At 69.4% G+C, this 18273-nt stretch carries 21 protein-coding genes; 10 read left to right on the top strand and 11 right to left on the bottom strand.

Annotated elements, in window-relative coordinates:
- Positions 1-22 precede the first annotated feature (22 nt).
- The 11 genes from CUJ89_RS35900 to sctU all read right to left on the bottom strand — a co-directional run bounded on the left by CUJ89_RS35900 (position 23) and on the right by sctU (position 8892).
- Entirely contained in the window at positions 23-496 is a 474-nt protein-coding gene (locus CUJ89_RS35900; protein ID WP_114182164.1) for a CesT family type III secretion system chaperone, read from the bottom strand.
- A gap of 118 nt (positions 497-614) precedes the next feature.
- Positions 615-911 (bottom strand): ATP-dependent helicase HrpA, encoded by a 297-nt coding sequence (locus CUJ89_RS37920; protein ID WP_152036696.1) that lies wholly within the window; start codon positions 909-911, stop codon positions 615-617.
- A 144-nt stretch (positions 912-1055) separates the two neighbouring features.
- Positions 1056-1307 (bottom strand): serine kinase, encoded by a 252-nt coding sequence (locus CUJ89_RS35890; RefSeq protein ID WP_114182162.1) that lies wholly within the window; start codon positions 1305-1307, stop codon positions 1056-1058.
- 32 nt (positions 1308-1339) lie between these two features.
- Entirely contained in the window at positions 1340-2305 is a 966-nt protein-coding gene (hrpD5, locus tag CUJ89_RS35885) for an HrpD5 family protein (protein WP_114182161.1), read from the bottom strand.
- A gap of 37 nt (positions 2306-2342) precedes the next feature.
- The gene (locus CUJ89_RS35880) at positions 2343-3260 is read right to left on the bottom strand and encodes a hypothetical protein (protein WP_114182160.1); all 918 of its coding nucleotides are present in this window, start codon (positions 3258-3260) and stop codon (positions 2343-2345) included.
- Positions 3257-3517 carry a type III secretion system export apparatus subunit SctS gene (gene sctS, locus CUJ89_RS35875; RefSeq protein ID WP_114182159.1) on the bottom strand — a complete coding sequence of 87 codons (261 nt, stop codon included), beginning with the start codon at positions 3515-3517 and terminating at the stop codon, positions 3257-3259. The genes CUJ89_RS35880 and sctS overlap by 4 nt, the downstream gene beginning before the upstream one ends.
- 4 nt (positions 3518-3521) lie before the next feature.
- Entirely contained in the window at positions 3522-4172 is a 651-nt protein-coding gene (gene sctR, locus CUJ89_RS35870) for a type III secretion system export apparatus subunit SctR (protein ID WP_114182158.1), read from the bottom strand.
- Positions 4156-5253: a type III secretion system cytoplasmic ring protein SctQ gene (gene sctQ, locus CUJ89_RS35865; RefSeq protein WP_114182157.1), complete on the bottom strand. Its 1098-nt coding sequence runs from the start codon at positions 5251-5253 to the stop codon at positions 4156-4158. The genes sctR and sctQ overlap by 17 nt, the downstream gene beginning before the upstream one ends.
- The gene (gene sctP / locus CUJ89_RS35860; RefSeq protein WP_114182156.1) at positions 5250-5888 is read right to left on the bottom strand and encodes a type III secretion system protein SctP; all 639 of its coding nucleotides are present in this window, start codon (positions 5886-5888) and stop codon (positions 5250-5252) included. Before sctP ends, sctQ begins: the two co-directional genes overlap by 4 nt.
- Complete coding sequence (locus CUJ89_RS35855; protein WP_114182155.1) at positions 5885-7807, bottom strand: FHIPEP family type III secretion protein; 1923 nt, start codon at positions 7805-7807, stop codon at positions 5885-5887. The genes sctP and CUJ89_RS35855 overlap by 4 nt, the downstream gene beginning before the upstream one ends.
- Positions 7808-7815: 8 nt before the next feature.
- Positions 7816-8892, bottom strand: a complete 1077-nt coding sequence (gene sctU, locus CUJ89_RS35850) for a type III secretion system export apparatus subunit SctU (RefSeq protein ID WP_114182154.1) — start codon at positions 8890-8892, stop codon at positions 7816-7818.
- A 231-nt stretch (positions 8893-9123) separates the two neighbouring features.
- Here sctU and CUJ89_RS35845 point away from each other — a divergent pair, with 231 nt between their 5' ends.
- From CUJ89_RS35845 to sctC, 10 genes are all read left to right on the top strand, one after another.
- Positions 9124-9582, top strand: a complete 459-nt coding sequence (locus tag CUJ89_RS35845) for an HrpB1 family type III secretion system apparatus protein (RefSeq protein ID WP_114182487.1) — start codon at positions 9124-9126, stop codon at positions 9580-9582.
- A gap of 28 nt (positions 9583-9610) precedes the next feature.
- The gene (locus CUJ89_RS35840) at positions 9611-10018 is read left to right on the top strand and encodes a type III secretion protein HrpB2 (protein ID WP_114182153.1); all 408 of its coding nucleotides are present in this window, start codon (positions 9611-9613) and stop codon (positions 10016-10018) included.
- Between the two features lie 7 nt (positions 10019-10025).
- Positions 10026-10805 carry a type III secretion system inner membrane ring lipoprotein SctJ gene (gene sctJ, locus CUJ89_RS35835; protein WP_114182152.1) on the top strand — a complete coding sequence of 260 codons (780 nt, stop codon included), beginning with the start codon at positions 10026-10028 and terminating at the stop codon, positions 10803-10805.
- An 11-nt stretch (positions 10806-10816) separates the two neighbouring features.
- Complete coding sequence (locus CUJ89_RS35830; RefSeq protein WP_114182151.1) at positions 10817-11524, top strand: type III secretion protein HrpB4; 708 nt, start codon at positions 10817-10819, stop codon at positions 11522-11524.
- A complete protein-coding gene (sctL, locus tag CUJ89_RS35825) occupies positions 11488-12198 on the top strand; it encodes a type III secretion system stator protein SctL (protein ID WP_114182150.1) in 711 nt (236 codons plus the stop codon). Before CUJ89_RS35830 ends, sctL begins: the two co-directional genes overlap by 37 nt.
- Entirely contained in the window at positions 12195-13535 is a 1341-nt protein-coding gene (sctN, locus tag CUJ89_RS35820; protein ID WP_114182149.1) for a type III secretion system ATPase SctN, read from the top strand. The genes sctL and sctN overlap by 4 nt, the downstream gene beginning before the upstream one ends.
- Positions 13528-14037 (top strand): hypothetical protein, encoded by a 510-nt coding sequence (locus CUJ89_RS35815; RefSeq protein WP_114182148.1) that lies wholly within the window; start codon positions 13528-13530, stop codon positions 14035-14037. Before sctN ends, CUJ89_RS35815 begins: the two co-directional genes overlap by 8 nt.
- Positions 14034-14891, top strand: coding sequence for a type III secretion system export apparatus subunit SctT (sctT, locus tag CUJ89_RS35810; protein WP_114182147.1), 858 nt, complete (start codon positions 14034-14036; stop codon positions 14889-14891). Before CUJ89_RS35815 ends, sctT begins: the two co-directional genes overlap by 4 nt.
- A gap of 103 nt (positions 14892-14994) precedes the next feature.
- Complete coding sequence (locus CUJ89_RS35805) at positions 14995-16443, top strand: helix-turn-helix transcriptional regulator (protein ID WP_161556589.1); 1449 nt, start codon at positions 14995-14997, stop codon at positions 16441-16443.
- Between the two features lie 17 nt (positions 16444-16460).
- A complete protein-coding gene (gene sctC / locus CUJ89_RS35800) occupies positions 16461-18263 on the top strand; it encodes a type III secretion system outer membrane ring subunit SctC (protein ID WP_114182486.1) in 1803 nt (600 codons plus the stop codon).
- Positions 18264-18273 lie beyond the last annotated feature (10 nt).

Here is an 18273-nt window from a genome sequence, read left to right as displayed (position 1 = left end):
CGAACGGCATGCACCGCGATCGTCAGGCACGGATCCACAGATACGCGCCGGTCGCGATTGCGTCGAACATCTCGTCGGTCGACGCGAAGATGTTGTTCTTCCAGTAACGGCCATGCTCGACATAGTGATCGAGCAGGTCGACGAGCCAGTCGCCCGTCACGTTGTCGTCGAGCGGCACGCGCACGATCATCACGATGCCGCCGGTTGTGTCGTCGAGCCCGAGCTGTGCCTGGTCCTGCGCGTAGATGGACAGGTTCGCTTCGAGCATCAGCCGGAACACGGCCAGCGTGCGGCCGGCCGTCACGATGCCGTATTGCATGTGCAGGTACAGCGCGTCGTCGTTCGTGTCGCTGTCTTCGTGATCGCGGCCCGCATGCAGCATCACGTCGAATCCGTCAATTTCGATCCGGCGGTGCTTCAGCACGCGGTCGACGTCGGGTAGTGCGAGCGCGTCGCACAGATCGGCGACGGCCGCATCGAAGCGTTCGGAAGGCATCGGCGTGCGTGCGGCAGGAGGCGGTGAAGACGCGGGCGGGGCAGCCCCGCGCGGAACGGAAAGGCGGGGCCGGTGCGAACGCCGCCGGCGGGCGGGGCGTTCGCACCGGCGGCGGGCGTTACTGCGTGAGCGACTTTGCGTTGTCGCCGGCCTTCTTGATGACCTGGTTCTCGGCCATGTTGAAGTTCAACGCGTTCATCGCGGCGGTGATCGCGTTGTTCATGCCCATCTGGTCGTTGACCGAACCCTGGACCGTCGATTCGGCGCCGCTGATGCCGGATTGCTCCGACGCGAGCGTCGACGTGCCCATCGCGCTGCTGGTTGCGGCTGTCGTGGCGCTGTTCGCGACGCTGTTCATGACGCTCGTTGCCGACGAGCCGGCGTTTGCACCGCGGAAGATGCTGCTGATGCCCATGTGGATGCTCCTGTGAGGAAGTGGTTCAGGGAAGTTGCGTTGCCATCGGCGTTGTCCTTGCGGCACCGGAATGCCGCTCGGATTCGTTCACCCGCCGCGTCGCCGTGCGCGCCGGGTGTCGCGGGACGTGCCCGCTGTTTCGGCTCAGCTCGCGGCGGCCTGTGCGCTCGTGTCGAGCACGATTTCGCGCGCGGCCAGCAGCCCTTCGTGCAGCACGCTCGCATCCGTGCGCGACGCCTGGTCGGGCGCGCTCGTCCAGTGTGCCTTGACCCGCCTGGCTGTTTCGTCGAGTGCGGAGACGATCGCCGCAATGCGGCGGCCATCGGGATCGGCTGCGCAGGTCGCGGCAAGCTGGTTCAGGTCTGCGGTTATCTTCGCGTCGAGCGCTTCGAACATTCGGAACTCCTGATCGGGTGAATGGCGTGAAATCATTGCGTACCGCCGACGAAATGCTTGGTGCCGTCCGGCGTTTCGACGTAACGCAATCCGTCGATGCCGAGCGCGGCGTCGTAGGATGACGGTGTTTTCTGCGCGGGGTCGGCCGCATCGATCGCGACGTCGATGCGCCGTACGCCGGCGCCGAGATCCGAACGCACCTCGGCCACGCGGGCGAGCGCATGACGCGCGTCGGCGGTCGAGCCTGTCACGGCGAACACGCCGTCGCCGGTGTAGCGCACGTCGAGATCGCGGTTGTCGAGCGATTCGCGGATGTTCTCGACGATCGTGCTCGCGACCGCGAAGCGCGCGTCGCTGCGCACCGGCTGACGCTGCAGCAAGCGGTGCACGGCGGTGGCCGCGGCCGCGTCCGGCGCGATGCCGTCGACCACGAGCGTGCCGCCGACGAGCGACGCGTGCAGCTCGTCGAGCCGCATGCGCCGCAATGCCGCGCTGGTCGCGTCCAGCGCGAGCCGCGTATCGGGCACGTTCGACGCGCGCGACTCGGCGCCGAAGCGCAGGAACGGGGCGGCGATCAGCATGCTCACTGCAACGGCTCCGCAAGCGAGCGCACGGCGGGCGCGGGCGTTCGATGCGCGCCGCGCCGGTGCGGGCACGGGCGGCGCGGCGGCGTCGCGCGGTGGCGCGTCGTTCGCGTGCAACAGCCTGCCGAGCAGCGCGAGATCGTCGGGCCATGTGCGGTCGGCCGGCCCGACGCACAGCACGACGGAACCGAAGCGCACCGGCTCGAATGCGGCCAGCAGTCCGTGCAGCGTGTCGTCGTCGGTGCGGTAGCGAAGCGTTCCATCGTCGTCGGTCTCGATCGTCAGTGGGACATCGTGCCAGTCGGTCAGCCGGATCTGCGCGTCGGTGTCTCGGCCGATCCGGTAGCGTGTTGCGTTCAACTGTAGTCGCGCGCCTGCATGCACGCCGGTCAGTACGCGAAGTTCGTTCTGCATTTGCGAATTCCCGGTATCCATTCGTGGTCGGTCCGCTTCAGACGGCGTCGCCGTCGGCCAGCATCATCCGCAGCCGTGCGGCCGCGCGCCGCGCATCGCGCTCGCGCCGCGGTCGCGCGGCGTTGAGCAGCCACAGCGGCGCGAGCAGCTGGAAGCGGCGCAGCGCGTCCGAGGCGGCGGGCGTGCCGTCCGCGAACAGTGCGGCAAGGCGCTCGCGAATCTCGCGCAACGTATCGGGCGCCGCGTCGCGGTTTGGCTGCGCGGCGCCGAGATGGTCGGCCATCAGGCGCCATGCCGCGTGCCGCAACGGCGTGCTGCCCGCGTGGTCGCGCTCGATGCGCGTGAGCGCGAACACCGCGTGCGCGAGCGCGTCGCGCACGCCGCGCGGATCGCCCGAGTGCCGGCGCAGCTCGACGCCGAACAGGTCGATCACCTGGTCGACGCGGCGCGCGATTTCGGCCGGCACGGGCGGTGCCGAGGCTGTCGTCCCGGCGTGCGATTCGGCGGCGTGCACGGCGGCAAGCGTGCGCTGCTGCCGCGCGCCGTCGTCGCTGCCCTCGTGACCGCCGCCGCCGCGACCGCCGGACGCGCCGCCGACGGCGACACTCAAGCTCGCCTGGCTGCGTCCTGCCCGTGCGCGCACCTGGCGTTCGTCTGCCTGCTCGTATTCGGCTTCCGCGCCCGGCACGTCGGCGCCGCGCGCGCCGCGCCGGCGAGGGCGTCGCGGCGCGCGCGTCAACGGCGCCAGCGCGGGCGACACCGCATCGTCGAGCGTGTCGGACGGCGCGTCGCCGGCCGCGTCCGGCGACGCGAAGCGCCAGCCGCGCCGCCCCGCGCGCAGCGTGCCGCCCGACGAGGGCGCGCGTCGCGCGCCCGGCACGGGTGCGGCAGGCTGCACGGCTTCGGGAGCGAGATCGGCAGCGGTGCCCGGGCGGTTCGTTACGCGTATGCTCACGGGAAAGCCGCCTTCATCAGTGCATCGCCGAAACGCAGGATGGCGGCCGCGCCCCACGGCGCGCACACGATCAGCGTGACCGTGACGATCGCGAGTTTCAAGCCGAAGCTGATCGACGAATCCTGCAGCGACAGCACGGCCTGCAGGAACGCGATCAGCAGCCCGCCGAGCGCCGCGACCGCGACGACCGGCAGCGACACCATCAGGCACAGCATCAACGCGTCGGAAGTGAGGCGCACCAGCGAATCGGCATCCATCGCATCACCTGTAGGTCAGCACGAGACCGTGAATCAGCGTCGACCAGCCGTCCATCACGACGAACAGCAGCAGCTTGAACGGAATCGCGACGTTGGTCGGCGTGACCTGCGACAGCCCCATCGCCATCAGCACGTTCGCGATCACGAGATCGATCACGACGAACACGAGATACAGCAGGAAGCCGATCCGGAAGGCATCGGTCAGCTCGGTCAGGGTGAACGCGGGCGCGAGTACGATCAGGTCGTCGGGCTTCAGCGCGTCGGCCTTGTCCTTCGGCCAGATTTCCCGGGCCGAGCGCAGGAAGAACGCCTTTTCGCGCTCGCGGGTGTGCTTCAGCAGGAAGCGGCGAAACGGCTCGCGGGTCGCGTCGACCAGCTCCGCGACGCGGTTCGTCGTGTAGTCGCCCGGCGCCGCCGTCTGCGCGCCGCGCAGCGCGTCCATCCCGATCGGCGCCATCACGAAGCACGACACGATCAGCGCGATGCCGTTGAGCACGGTGCTCGGCGGCACCTGCTGCACGCCGAGCGCGTTGCGCAGCAGGCCGAGCACGACGACGATCTTCGTGTACGACGTGACCACCATCGCGGCGAACGGCAGCAGCCCGAGCAGCAGCAGTGCGAGCAGCAGCGAGCCGATATCAGGAATCTGTTGCATCGCGCACCGCCATACGGGAAATTTGTACGCCGAGCTGGTCGCCGACTGCGACCAGCCGGCCGACGCCGATCGTCTGGCCATAAACGACGAGGCGGATATCGGCGTCGTCGACGGGCAGCGCGAGTTCGAGGATGTGGCCGGGGCCGAGCGCCGCGAGATCGGCGACCGGCAGCACGATCGCGTCGAGTTCGAGCTGGACCGGTACGTCGAGGGTGTCGACCGGCACCGTTTCATGGAGCGGGAAGGCGCCAGTCGGCGCGTCATCGTGATCGGAAGTCATGGCGGGCGATGCAGTGAGGATCAGGGTGGGGCCGGACACGCGCACGGCCGCGCGCCATTGCCGGCCGTGCGCGTGCCCGCCATGCAGCGATGCGTGCTCCAGCACGCCGTCGGGCGTGGCCGCGAGCGCGTGCAGCAGGATGTCGCCGGCACGCAGCGAGCGCAGCAGCGCGCAATCGTAGCGACGCGTGCCGAGCCGCACGCGGGTGGGCACACGCAGCGCATGCAGCCACGGCGGGGGCGCGGCCGGCAAGGTCGTACAGTGCGCTTCCAGCTGCGCGGCGACGTCGTCGTCCACACTGACGACGCGGGCGTCGACGCGCGATGCGCGGCTGATCAGCATCACGTCCAGCGATGCGGGCGTGTTGCCTGAACGGTCGGCGTCGAACGCGGCGAACTCGACGACCCGCGCCGGGCCGAGACCGAGCGGCGCGAGCCGTGCGAGCGTGCGCTCGAGCACGATCCCGGCCGCTGCCGCGCGCCGCGTCGCGTCCGTGTCCGTCACGACGAATGCGAGCGCAGCATCCGCATGCGCATCGATGCGCAACCGCAGCGTGCCGGCATCGAAACGCAGCGTCAGCGACGCCGGACAGCCGAGTGCACGCGATGTCCGCGCCGCCCGCACCGCAATGTCGAGGCCCGTGCGGCGCGCGGCGCGCACGAGCCGCGCATCGGACAACGCGCGCGCCAGCCGTGCAGCGGACGGTGCGATGCGTGCCAGCGCGGCGGCAAGCGGCGCGAGCGGAAGCGGGTTCGGGCGATTCGGTTCGTGGTTCATCCGCGAGCAAGGGGAGCGAGTCATCCTACGTCGACGTCGAGTTCGTAGCGGCCGTGCAGCGCGGCTTCGAGCGTCGAGCGCAGCGTGTCCTGGTGAGCGCAGATTAGCTGCCGCGCCTGTGCATTCGCGGTTTCGAAGCGAAGCGACAGGCAGGCAGGCGAAAGCGTCATCGACAGCAGCGTGTCGGACAGCAGGCTCGGATCGAGCCGCAACCGGGCCGACCACGTGCCGTGCTGTTGGACGGCCGCCGTGTTGCAGAACTCGGCGACGCGTGCGGCGATCCGCTCGGCGGTCAGCCGCGCGCGGCTTTCCTGCAGGCACGCGAGCGCGATGCGGCCTGACAGGCCGCTCGCGTCGGGCGTGTCCTGCGCATCGGAAGCGTCGCGTTCATCCGGCATACCTGCACCGGCGGGCTCGCCGTCCGGATCGACGCGCGTGCGCGCGCCGGTAGCGCCCGCGCCCGCGTGGTGCTCCTCGTGCGGAGTCGTCGTTGTGTCGACGTCGTCGGCCATCGATGCGAACGCAACGGCCGTTCGCGCGGTGCCGCGCAACGCGGCGAAACGCGCGCGGCGGGCCGCATCGGGCGAGTGCGGGCCGGGAACCGGCGCCGGCGGCGTGTGTATGCGCACCGCGCGCGGCGTGCGTCGGGCGAGCGTCATGCGACGACCCGTCCCAACGGTTGCAGCTCGACGTGCCCGCTCAGCTCCTGGAACGAGTACACCTGCAGCCAGCCCAGGCGCGCCTCGATCATCCGGCGGCAATAGCGGCGAATGTCCATCGACGTGACGAGCGCCACCGGCTCGCGCGCCGTGTCGCCGACAATCTGCTCGACCTGCGTGACGAGCTGCGCGGCCTGTTCCGGAGCGAGCGTAAGGAAGTTGCCGGCCGGCGTTGCCTTGATCGACTGGCGGATCAGCTGTTCGACCGCCGCATCCAGCATGACCGCCGGCAAGCGGCCGGTGCCGCCTGTCGCCCGATGCGCGAGATAGGGGCCGAGATCGCCGCGCACGTATTCGGTGAGCATCAGCAGATCCTTTTCTTTCGGGCCCCAGACGATCAGGCTTTCGAGGATCGCCTTGATGTTGCGCACCGGCACGCGCTCCTCGAGCAGGCGGCGCAGCACGTCGGCGATCCGCTGCGCAGGCAGTGTCTTCTGCACCTCGGCGACGAGGCCCGGGTAGTCGGCGCCGACCTGTTCGAGAATCCACTGCGCTTCCTGCATGCCGACGAACAGGTGTGCGCGCGCATGCAGCGGTTCGACCGCATGACGCGCGAGCGCCTGCTCGCGTCCGTCGCCGTCGGCGAGTTCGCCGGCCAGCATCGGCACGTCGTGCACGAGCACTTCGTAACGCATGCCGTCGAGCGACGCGCTTTGCCACATCGCGATGCCGGGAAACGGCAGGCCGAGCGATTCGACCAGCCGCTTGCGCTCGGCATCGATCGCCGTATCGAGAACGTCCGCGTCGAGCGCGGCGGCAAGCTCCGCAGACATCCGTACCGACAGCGGCGATGCGAAGTCCGGCGCGTCCGCCGAAATCGCCGGCGCTTCGCCTTTCGCGCCCTTGCGGCGCGCGGCCGGCATGCGCGCCTTGTCGTCGGCGTCGCGTGCGCGTTCGCGCTTCCACAGCAGATAGCCGCCGCCACCGACCCCGGCGGCCAGCGCGAGGAACAGCAGCGCGGGAAAGCCCGGCACCAGCGCGAAGCAGGCGAGCAGTGCGCTGGCGGTGAAAAGCGCGCGCACATTGCTGACGAGCTGCCGGCCGATCTCGATGCCGAGCGACGTCGATTTTTCGTCGGCTTCGTTCGCGACCCGCGTGATCATCACGCCGGCCGCCACGGAAATCAGCAGCGAAGCGATCTGCGACACCATCGCGTCGCCGATCGACAGGATCGCGAAACGGTTGGCCGCGTCGCCGGCCGTCATCCCGTGATAGGTCACGCCGATCACGATGCCCGCGAAGATGTTGACCATCGTGATCACGAGCCCCGCGATCGCGTCGCCTTTCACGAACTTCATCGCGCCGTCCATCCCGCCGTGCAACTGGCTCTCGATCGCGAGCTGCGCGCGCTTGCGGCGCGCATCGTCGGCCGACAGGTTGCCGCCGCGCAGATCGGCGTCGATGCTCATCTGCTTGCCCGGCATCGCATCGAGCGTGAAGCGCGCGCCGACCTCGGCGACCCGCTCCGAGCCCTTCGCGATCACGATGAACTGCACGGTCGTGATGATCAGGAACACCACCAGGCCGACGACGAGATTGCCGCCGACGACCAGCTCGCCGAAGCTCTCGATGATGTGGCCGGCATCCGCATGCAGCAGGATCGATTTCGTCGACGCGATGTTCAGCGACAGCCGGAACAGCGTCGTGAACAGCAGCAGCGACGGAAACGACGACAGCGAAATCGAGTTCGGCACGTACATCGTCACCATCAGCAGCACGACGCTGATCGTGATGTTCAGCCCGAGCAGCGTGTCGATCAGCATCGTCGGCAGCGGCAGGATCATCAATGCGACGACCGCGATCACGAGTGCCGCGATCGCGACCTCGCCGCTGTATTCGAGTTTTTTCAGCACGGACATGATGAGCGTCAGAGGAGGGATTGGGCGGGCGCGTCGCCGTCCGCCGGGCGGCCGAGATCGTCGACCCATTTCAGCACCGCGGCGACAGCCTCGAACAGTGCTTCCGGAATCGGCGCGTCGATGTCGACCCGATGCAGCGCGCGCGCGAGCGGCGGATTCGCGATAATCGGCACGCCATGCGCGATCGCGTACGCGCGCAGCTGCAGCGCGGCGTCGTCGACGCCTTTTGCCAGCACGTGCGGCACGCCGAGCGCGTCGGCGTCGTAGCCGAGTGCGACCGCGTAGTGCGTTGGATTGACGACCACGGCCTTCGCCTGAGCGACACGCTGCCGCGGGTCGCCGAAGATCAGCTCGTGCGCGATCTTGCGGCGTTCGCCCTTGATTTCCTGGTTGCCGTCGACGTCCTTGAATTCGCGCTTGACCTCGTCCTTCGACATCCTGTGATCGCGAACGAACAGCCAGCGCTGGATTCCCCAGTCAGCCGCGCCGACCACGACGAACAGCGCGCAGGCGATCGCGGTAAACCGGCACAGCACCCGCCAGCCGATCTGCACGACGTCGGCGAGCGGCTCGTGCGCGACACCGAGAATCAGCGGCAGCAGCTGCAAGACGCCTTGCCAGAGCACGACGCCGACCACGATCGCCTTGACGAGCAGCTTCAACAGGTCGATGACGGTGCGCATCGAGAAGATCTTGCGAAGGCCCGTTGCCGGATTGATCGCATCGAGCTTCGGCATCACGGGTTCGAGCGACAGCACGAGTCCGGCCTGGCACACCGAGCCGGCAATCGCGGCCAGCGCGGCGACCGCGACGAACGGACCGGCGATGCACGCGCCTTCGATCGCCATCCTGCCCAGCGCACGGTGCAGCTCGAACGTGTCGCGTTGTGCGGCCCCGATATCGACGCCGATCGCGAGCAGCGCACGCAGGTGATCGCCGAAGTAATTGCCGGCGGTCGACAGCAGCACCGTGATCGCGATGAATACGGCGGCGACGGTCACGTCCGGGCTCGTCGCGACTTCGCCGTCCTCGCGCGCGTCGCGAAGCCGCTTCGCGGTCGGCTGTTCGGTCTTTTCGTCGGACATGGGCTGGCGTCGAAGTGAGGTTCGCGCCGATTGTCGCAACGCGCTGCCGGGCATGCGGCACGGTGCACGAAGACGCCGCCGCGCGCGCGAAATGCCGCGCCGGCCGACGGCCGGTTCGCCCGCGCACGCGCCGCTTCGCGTCCGGCCGCGCTGCCCGGGGCGTGCGTCGCTATCGTGGCGCAGCAGACGTCGCGGCGTGCGGCGCAACCACGGATGACAGGAGAACCAGCGATGGAATACACGCAATGCGGCGGCGACGTGGTGAAGGCATTGATCGAAGTCGTTACGGTCGGACTGCAACGCAACCGGATCGCCGAATCCGAGGCCGTGCTGGCTGCGGTGCGCGTGCTGCGGCCGAAGATCAAGGCGCTCGAGACGTTCGACGCGTGGATCGCGTTGAAGCGCGGGCAATTCCGCGACGCGGCGCGCATGCTGCGCACGGTCGAGGCCGAACAGTCGCCGCTGCCGCTCAGCAAGGCACTGCTCGCGTGCTGCCTGTTCGCGATCGGCGATCCGGGCTGGTCGATCACCGCGAACGAAGTGATCGAGGAGAACCTCGATGCCGATGCGGTATCGCTCGTGAAGCTGTTGAGCGGGCAGCCGAAGCCGGCCGACGAGCCGCAGGCGGCCGAGGCCGCCGCGCCGGCCGCACAGGCCGACCTGTCGCAGTTTCACTACCTGCGGGCGTGAGCCCGCGCACGCCCGACGCGAGGCCACGATGACAGCGATTCCTCCCGTTCCGCCGGTGCCGTCCGCCATACCGGGCGTTGCCGGTGCGGATGCAGGCCAGACCGCCGGCGCGCCCGCGCGGCCCGCGCAGCATCTGGTCGACCGGTTTCAAGCGTTGATGCACGATGCGCAACCGGCGCCGCCGGACGCGCAGCATGCCGGCGGCCCGTCGGCGATCGATCGCGTGATGGGCGCGCAACAGCAGGCGCTGGACACGACGTTCCAGGACGTCGATTCGTTCGTCGCGAATGCGCAGACGATGAGTATCGCGGAACTGACCGCGCACCAGATGCAGCTGATGAGCGAGCTGACGGTCGCGACGTTCAACCTGAACGTCGGTTCCGGCCTTGCGCAATCGGGCAAGAGCGCGGTGCAGACGCTGTTCAAGAACCAGTGAGGGCGTAATGAACGGAACCGGGCGATGCGCGCGCGTGCTGCTGACCGTCGCGTTCGCGCTGTCGGTCGCGGCATGCGACGGCGACCTGTACACGAAGCTGACCGAGGCCGACGCGAACGACATGCTGGTCGTGCTGCTGCGCGCGGGCGTCGCCGCGCACAAGGTCACGCCGGACGACGGCAAGACGTGGTCGATCGCCGCGCCGAAGGAGCAGACCGCGCACGCGCTCGAGGTGCTGCACGCGCACGGGATGCCGCGCGACAAGCATGCGAATCTCGGCGAGATGTTCAAGAAGGACGGGCTGATCTCGACGCCGACCGAGGAGCGCGTGCGCTTCATCTACGGCGTATCGGAACAGCTGTCGCAGACGCTCGGCAACATCGACGGCGTGATCGTCGCGAACGTGCAGATCGTGCTGCCGAACAACGACCCGCTGTCGCAGACGGTCAAGCCGTCGAGCGCGGCGGTGTTCATCAAGTACCGCCCGGGCACCGACGTCGCGTCGCTGATGCCGAGTATCAAGAACCTCGTCGTGCACAGCGTCGAAGGGCTCACGTACGAGAACGTGAGCGTCACGATGGTGCCGAGCACGCTGCAGGACGAAGCTGATGTGGCCGCGCCGCGAGGCGGTGTGCCCGTGTGGCCGTTCGCGGCCGCGGGCGGTGCCGCGGTGCTGGCCGCGCTCGGTTATGCGGGTTATGTGTTCGTGCGTCGCCGCGGCGGCTGGCGAATGGGCGCGGCAGCCGCCGCGCAGCCCGAACCGACCGCGCAGTCGGGTCACGCGTAGGGCCGCGCACGATGGACGAACTCGATGCCGATCGTGTCGATGGTGCCGCCTGCGCAGGCGCGGGCGCCGTATGGCTCGCGCGCGCGGCCCTTGCATGGCGCGCGCGCATCACCGAGCGCGCAGCGCTGCTCGACCCGGCAGCGGCACACGCGCATTTCGGGCTGCCAGGCGCCGCGTGGCGACGCGCCGGCCGCGACGCGCGGCGGGCGTGGCTGGCGGCCGCCGTCGGCGCGGTCGCGCCGCCGGTCCGCGCATTCGATGCGCCGGCTTCTCGCCTTGCGTTGCTGAGCCGTGCCGAACTCGGCCGCGTGCTGCTGGCGCGTGCGCTGTTCGCGCGTGCCGACGCGCTGCGGCGCTGCATCGACGCCGCACGCCTCGACCGGTTCGACGCGCACGCAGGTGCGGGCTTCGTGGCGCATCTGCTGACGGCATGCGCGGACGTAGGCGCCGCGACCTACGCCGAGCCGCTGCTCGCGGACGATGCGCCGGTGTCGGCGTGGCTCCACGACGGCTGGCGGCGCATTCTCGCCGAACCGCGTGTCGATCCGCGTGCGGCCGCATTGATCGAGCTGGCACTGCCTGCACGCTCACCGGGCAGCAAAGCGGAGGACGCCGGCGAACTGCACGACGCGCTCGGAGCGATGTTCTTCCGGCGCTTACCCGAACTCTTTCCGGAACTGACATGGTTGTTTGGCTACGAAGCGACGAAGGCGGCGTAGGCGTCGACGGCGATGTGATCCGGCGCGAAGCGTTCTCGACGCTCGTCGAACTCGACGACGCATACGCACGCATGCGCGACGAGTGCGAACGCATGCTGCGCGACGCGCGGGACGAGGCGACGGGCATCGTCGCGGCCGCACGCGACGAAATGGCTGCGCTCGCGCATGGCGCGCAACTGAAGTTCGAGCGCAGCGCGCGGCTCGGCTACGCGGCTGGCCGGCGGCGTGCGCTCGACGAGTGGAATGCACGGGTCGTGCAGGCGGCCTGCGACGAACGGGACGCGCTCGCGAACGCGAACGCACGCCTTGCGGACGTCCTGATGCGCGCATGCGAACACGTCGTGCGCATCGATGCGCACGACGCGTTCTACGCGAAGATCGCGCATGCGCTCGACCGGTCGATCTCGGACGCGACGTTCCTGCGCATCGACGTACATCCGGACGATGCCGAAGCGGCGCGCGCGGCTTTCGACCATGCGGCGCATGCGCTCGGCTGGACGCTGCCTGTCGAGATCGTGTGCGAGCCGCGCATGGACCCCGGCGGCTGCGTCTGCGAATGGGATGCCGGCGTGCTCGAATGCAGCCTGTCCGAGCAACTGGCCAGCGTGCGCCGCGCGCTGCAGCGGGTGCTGTCTGCCGCGCATGCGGGGCCCGATGCGGAGCAGCCCGCATGAGCGTCGCGACCCACATCGGCCTCGACGCGCTGCCGGATGCGCTCGACGCGGCCCTGGGCGCGCTCGCGCCCGGGCGTCGCTACGGCAAGGTGATCGAGTCGATCGGCACGATGCTGCGCGTCGACGGCCTCGACGTCACGATCGGCGAAGTGTGCGAACTGCGGCAGCGTGACGGCGCGCTGCTGCAACGCGCGGAAGTGGTCGGCTTCAGCCGCAATCTCGCGTTGCTCGCACCGTTCGGGCCGGTCGCCGGCCTGTCGCGCGACACGCGCGTGATCGGCACCGGCCGTCCGCTCGGTGCGCCGGTCGGCATGGGGCTGCTTGGCCGCGTGCTCGACGGCCTCGGCGAGCCGGCCGACGGCCTCGGTCCGGTCGAACACGACGGCCATGCGCCGGTGCAGGCGAACGCGCCCGACCCGATGACGCGCCGGCTGATCGACGCGCCGATGCCGACCGGCGTGCGCGCGCTCGACGGCCTGATGACGCTCGGCGAGGGGCAGCGGATGGGCATCTTCGCGGCGGCGGGCGTCGGCAAGAGCACGCTGATGGGCATGCTCGCGCGCGGCACGCGCTGCGACGTGAACGTGATCGTGCTGATCGGCGAGCGCGGCCGCGAGGTGCGCGAATTCATCGAACTGATTCTCGGGGAAGAAGGGATGGCGCGCAGCGTCGTCGTGTGTGCAACGTCGGATCGCTCGTCCATCGAACGCGCGAAGGCGGCCCATGTCGGCACGGCGATTGCCGAGGACTTTCGCGCGCGCGGGATGCGGGTGCTGCTGATGATGGATTCGCTGACGCGCTTTGCGCGCGCGCAGCGCGAGATCGGCCTCGCGAGCGGCGAGCCGCCGACGCGGCGAGGCTTTCCGCCGTCGATCTTCGCGGAACTGCCGAGGCTGCTCGAACGCGCCGGCATGAGCGATCGCGGCTCGATCACCGCGTTCTACACGGTGCTGGCGGAAGACGAGAGCGGCAACGATCCGATCGCGGAGGAAGTGCGCGGCATTCTCGACGGCCATCTGGTCCTGTCGCGCGAGATCGCCGCGCGCAACCAGTATCCGGCGCTCGACGTGCTCGGCAGCCTGAGCCGCGTGATGTCCCAGATCGCGACGCCCGAGCATCGCAGCGCGGCCGGCCGGCTGCGCCGGCTGCTCGCGAAGTATCGCGACGTGGAGACGCTGTTGCAGGTCGGCGAATATCGTGCGGGCAGCGATCCGCTCGCCGACGATGCGATCGCGCGCATCGACGCGATTCGCGGTTTCCTGAATCAGTCGACGGAAGATCTCACCGACTACGACACGACGCTCGACCGGCTGCGGGAGGCCGTCGGCGATGACTGACCATACACGCGCGTGGCGCATGCTGCACGATCTGAAGGAGCGCAAGCGGCGCCGGCTCGACGACGAAGCGGCGGCGGCGCGCGCGGCGCTGGCCCGTGCCGACGAGGCGCTCGCGCGATCGAACCGGCAGGTTGCGGCCAGCGACGAAGCGCTGCATGCGCACACGCAGCGGATCGCTCGGGCAATGGCGAACGGGCAAGCGATCGCGGCGGACGCGTATCTCGCCGACGCACGCTATCGCGACGTGCTGAACGAACGGTGCACCGCCGCTCGAGAGGATGCCGAACGCGCGCGCGAGGCCCGCGACGCGTCGCAGCGCACGCTCGACGATACGCGCGCGCAGCTCGCGCGCACCGGGGCGCAAGCGGACTGGTACGCACGGCGCGAGGCGCGCGAGCGCCGCGAAGCGCAGGCCGCACGCGACGAGGCCGACGAGGAAGAAGCAATGGAAGGCGTGATCGATGCGGCGCGGCGCCGCCGCGCGCAGGCGGCGATCCGATGACGGGCGCAACGTTCGGCGACGCGCTCTTTGCGCTGCAGGGCCAGGGGCTCGGCTTCTTCTATCTGCTTGCGCTGTCGAGCGTGCGGCTGCTCGCAGTGTTCACGATCCTGCCGGCGACGAGCGAGGAAGCGGTGACGGGCACCGTGCGCAACGGCATCGTGCTGATGTTCGCGCTGTTCGTCGCATACGGCCAGCCCGCGGATGCGCTCGCATCGGCCGACATGCTGCGGCTCGTGATGCTGACCGCGAAGGAGGCGTTCGTCGGCGTGCTGATCGGCTATGCGGCGTCGACGATCTTCTGGATCGCTGAAGGCGTCGGCACGATCGTCGACGATCTCGCCGGCTACAACAGCGTGCAGATGAACAACCCGATGCACGGCGACCAGAGCACACCGGTCGCCAACACGCTGATGCAGCTCTCCATCGCGCTGTTCTACGTGCTTGGCGGGATGATCGTACTGCTCGGCGCGATCTACGAGTCGTTTCGCTGGTGGCCGCTGGTGCAGGCCGCACCCGATGTCGGCGGCATCGCGGAATCGTTCCTGCTGAAACGGACCGACTCGATGATGACCGCGATCGCGAAGCTGGCCGGCCCGATCATGCTGATTCTCGCGTTGATCGAGCTCGGCTTCGGCTACATGTCGCGCACGGCCGAGAAGCTGGAACCGTCGAACCTCAGCCAGCCGGTGCGCGGCGCGCTCGCGCTGCTGCTGCTTGCGCTGCTGGCACAGGCGTTCGTCGCGCAGGTGAAGACCGAACTCGCGTTCGTGCACTTCGATACCGTGCTGCGCGGCGACACGGGCAGTGGCAAGAGCGGCGACACGAGCCGCGACGGTGAACGCAGCGGTCGGTGAGATTTATTGAAAATTGTGATGAAGTTTGGTGAGCATTGCAGGCCCGCTTCGTTCGTATGCTGTCCTCCACTTCCATTCGATGTCTACAGGAGCGAGGTCAGCGATGTTTCATCTCACCTACTTCGGCGCCGTGTCTGCCCTCGTGCATCGGCATGCGCTGCCCGACCATGCGGCGCAGATGCTGGCGGGCGATTTCGAAGCCGCATTGCGCGACGCGGAGCGCCGCGCGGAACGCGTCGGCGCATCGTCCGCGCGCGACGATCTGGCGAATGACGAGGGCGTGCTGTTCGGCGCGTTGAGCGATGCGCTTCTGGCACTCGAGTTTTTCGAGGACGCAGAGGAATCCTATCGGCGCGAGCAGAAGTCAAGGCGCGCACAGGGCGGGACGGTGCGCGTCGCATCGTGCCGCAACACGGGCTGGCAAATGCTCGCGCGGCGGCGCTTCCGCACGGCACTGAACTGCTTCGCGCAACTGCTGCTCGATCGCGACAGCGAGCCGCTCGACCGGCTGCAGGGCGCACTCGGCTCGGCGTTCGCGCACTTTCATCTCGGGCAGGCGGATGCAGCGCGTTCCGCGCTCGAGGCTGCCGCGAGCGCGGCCGCTGCGCTCGATCCGCTCGCGCAGCGCATCGTCGACGCGGCGACGCTCGACCTCGATGTGCAACTGCAGATTCGCCGTGCCGATCGGCTGCGCGACCATGCGTTCTGGCAGGCGACGCCGCTGGAGGCCGGCGCCCGCACGCATCGCGAAGCGGCCGAAGCCGACGCAGCCGCACACGCGCTGCCCGACGCGGCGCAGGGGCTGCGGCGGCGCCTCGAGCACGTTGCCCGCCTGCTTCGTCTTGCGGAAGGCAACGCCCGTCCAGCGGACGCGAGCGCCGCGCTGATCGTCGCGTTGCGGCCGAACCAGACCGCCGGGACGCGCCGCACGCAGGCGATCGAGCTTGCGCTCGCCGCGCTCGCCGGTAGCGCGGACGATCTTGCCGAACACGTGATCACGCTGCTGCATCAGGCCGGCGAGGGCGCGAACCAGGATCTCGACTACCTGTTCTGCATCGCGAAAGTGCGCCGCCAGCAGGGGCGCACCGACGAGGCGCTCAGTCTGTATCACCGCTATGCGCTCGACGCGATGTACTGCCTGCGCAGCGAAGCGCTCGCGGCAAAGCCCGATGCGCGCAAGGGCGGCGATGCAGCTGTCGCGCTGAACGACGATGTATCTGCCCGGCTGCCCGCGCGCTACCGCCGCGCGTACCGGTACATGGTCGAGCATGCGCACCGCCGCGACCTGTTGATCGACGAGATCGCGTCGCATATCGGCGTGACGGTGCGCGCGCTGCAGCTCGCCTTCAAGGCACATACGGGGCTCGCGCCGACCGAGGTGCTGCGCCGCCACCGGATGCACGGCATCCGCCGCGAGCTGACGGGCGAGGCCGCGCAGATCGGCGGCGTGCTCGATACCGCGAACCGCTGGGGCGTATCGAGCCGCTCCGCGCTGCTCAAGAGCTACCGGCGCTACTTCGACGAGACGCCGACGGACACGCAGCAGCGCTGACGAAAGAGGATGCGATGATGAACGGATCGACGAGTTCGGGGCGCACGGCCGGATGGCGCCGGCGCGGCGCAGCGGTGCTGCTGGCGGCGGGTTGCGCGCTGCCGGGCGGTGGCGCGCACGCAGCGGCCGTGCCATGGCGCGCAGGCGACTTCGACTATGTGGCCGACCACAAGGACCTGAAGGAAGTGCTGCGGGATTTCGCCGCGAGCCAGGGCATCACGACGTGGATTTCGCCGGAGGTGAGCGGCACCGTCAGCGGCCGCTTCCACGAGCCGCCGCAGCGGTTCATCGATACGCTCGCGGGCGGCTTCGGCATCGCGTGGTATTACGACGGCTCGGCGCTGCGCGTGTGGGGCGCCAACGAGGTGAAGAGCGCGACCGTGAACGTGAGTGCCGCGAGCGTTGCCGACGTACGCGGCGCGCTCGATCGCCTCGGCATCGTCGAGCGGCGCTTTCCGGTGCGCTACGACGACGCCGCCCGTGCGGTGTTCGTATCGGGGCCGCCCGGTTACGTGGATCTCGTCGCCGACGTCGCGCGGCGAGTCGACGACAGCGCGCGGCGGCGCGATGCGACCGAGATCCGTGTGTTTCCGCTGCGCTACGCGTCCGCCGCCGATCGATCGACGCGCATCGACGGGCAGAACGTGCGCATTGCCGGCGTGGCGTCGCTGCTGCGCGGCATGTATGGCGAACACGGTGCGTCCGGCGGCGACGCGCAGACGCTGCCGAGCAACGACTTCTACCGGCTCGATTCGCTCGGCGGCGCACCGAGCGGCGCACGGGACGGCGCAAGCCCGGGCGGCGGCGCCGTCGGGCTGCCGAGCGGCTCCTACGCGGGTTCCGCCGCACGCGCCACGATGCAGAATCCGCCGCTGCCGCCCGACATGCGCGGCGCCTCGACGGCGCGCGATGCGGCCGCCGGCGCGACCGACACGCGGCGCGACGGCAGCGATCCCGATGCGCCGATCATCCAGGCCGATCCGCGCACGAATGCGATCGTGATCCGCGACCGGCCGAACCGGATGGCCGATTACGAGTCGGTGATCCGCAAGCTCGACGCGCGTCCCAAGCTGCTCGAAATCGACGCGACGATCATCGAGATCCAGGACGGTGCGCTGCAGCAGCTCGGCGTCGACTGGCGGCTGCACACGGGCCATGTCGATTTCGAAACCGGCGACGGCACGCGGCAGCAGGCCGGGTTCGACACGTCGCTGAATCCGCAGGGTTTCGGAGCCGCCGCGGCGGGGGCGGCCGGCGCGGCCGCGCTCACGCCGCTTGGCGGCACGCTGACGGCCGTACTGGGCGACGCGGGCCGCTATCTGCTTGCACGCGTATCCGCGCTCGAACAGAACAATCTCGCGAAAATCACGTCGAGCCCGAAGGTCGCGACGCTCGACAACGTCGAGGCGGTGATGGACCACCGGCAGAAGTTCTTCGTGCGCGTGTCCGGGTATCAGTCTGCCGACCTGTACAACCTGTCGGCCGGCGTATCGCTGCGCGTTTTGCCGACCGTCGTGCCGGATGCGCCCGACGGGCAGATCCGCCTCGACGTGCATATCGAGGATGGCCAGATCACGTCGCAGACGGTCGACCAGATTCCGGTCATCACGTCGAGCGAGATCATCACACAGGCGTTCGTGCGTGACGGCCAGAGCCTGCTCGTTGCGGGCTACGAGTCCGATACGGACTCGCAATCGGTCGCCGGCGTGCCGCTGCTGTCGAAGATTCCGCTGATCGGCAATCTGTTCAAGTACCGGCAGAACCAGGGGACGAAATTCCAGCGGCTCTTTCTCGTGACGCCGCACATCCTGTCGCCATGAACGCTGCGCG

Source organism: Burkholderia pyrrocinia (assembly GCF_003330765.1).
GTDB lineage: Bacteria > Pseudomonadota > Gammaproteobacteria > Burkholderiales > Burkholderiaceae > Burkholderia > Burkholderia pyrrocinia_B.
Note: the sequence above shows the minus strand (reverse complement) of the source record. Positions and strands in the feature narration are given on the sequence as shown.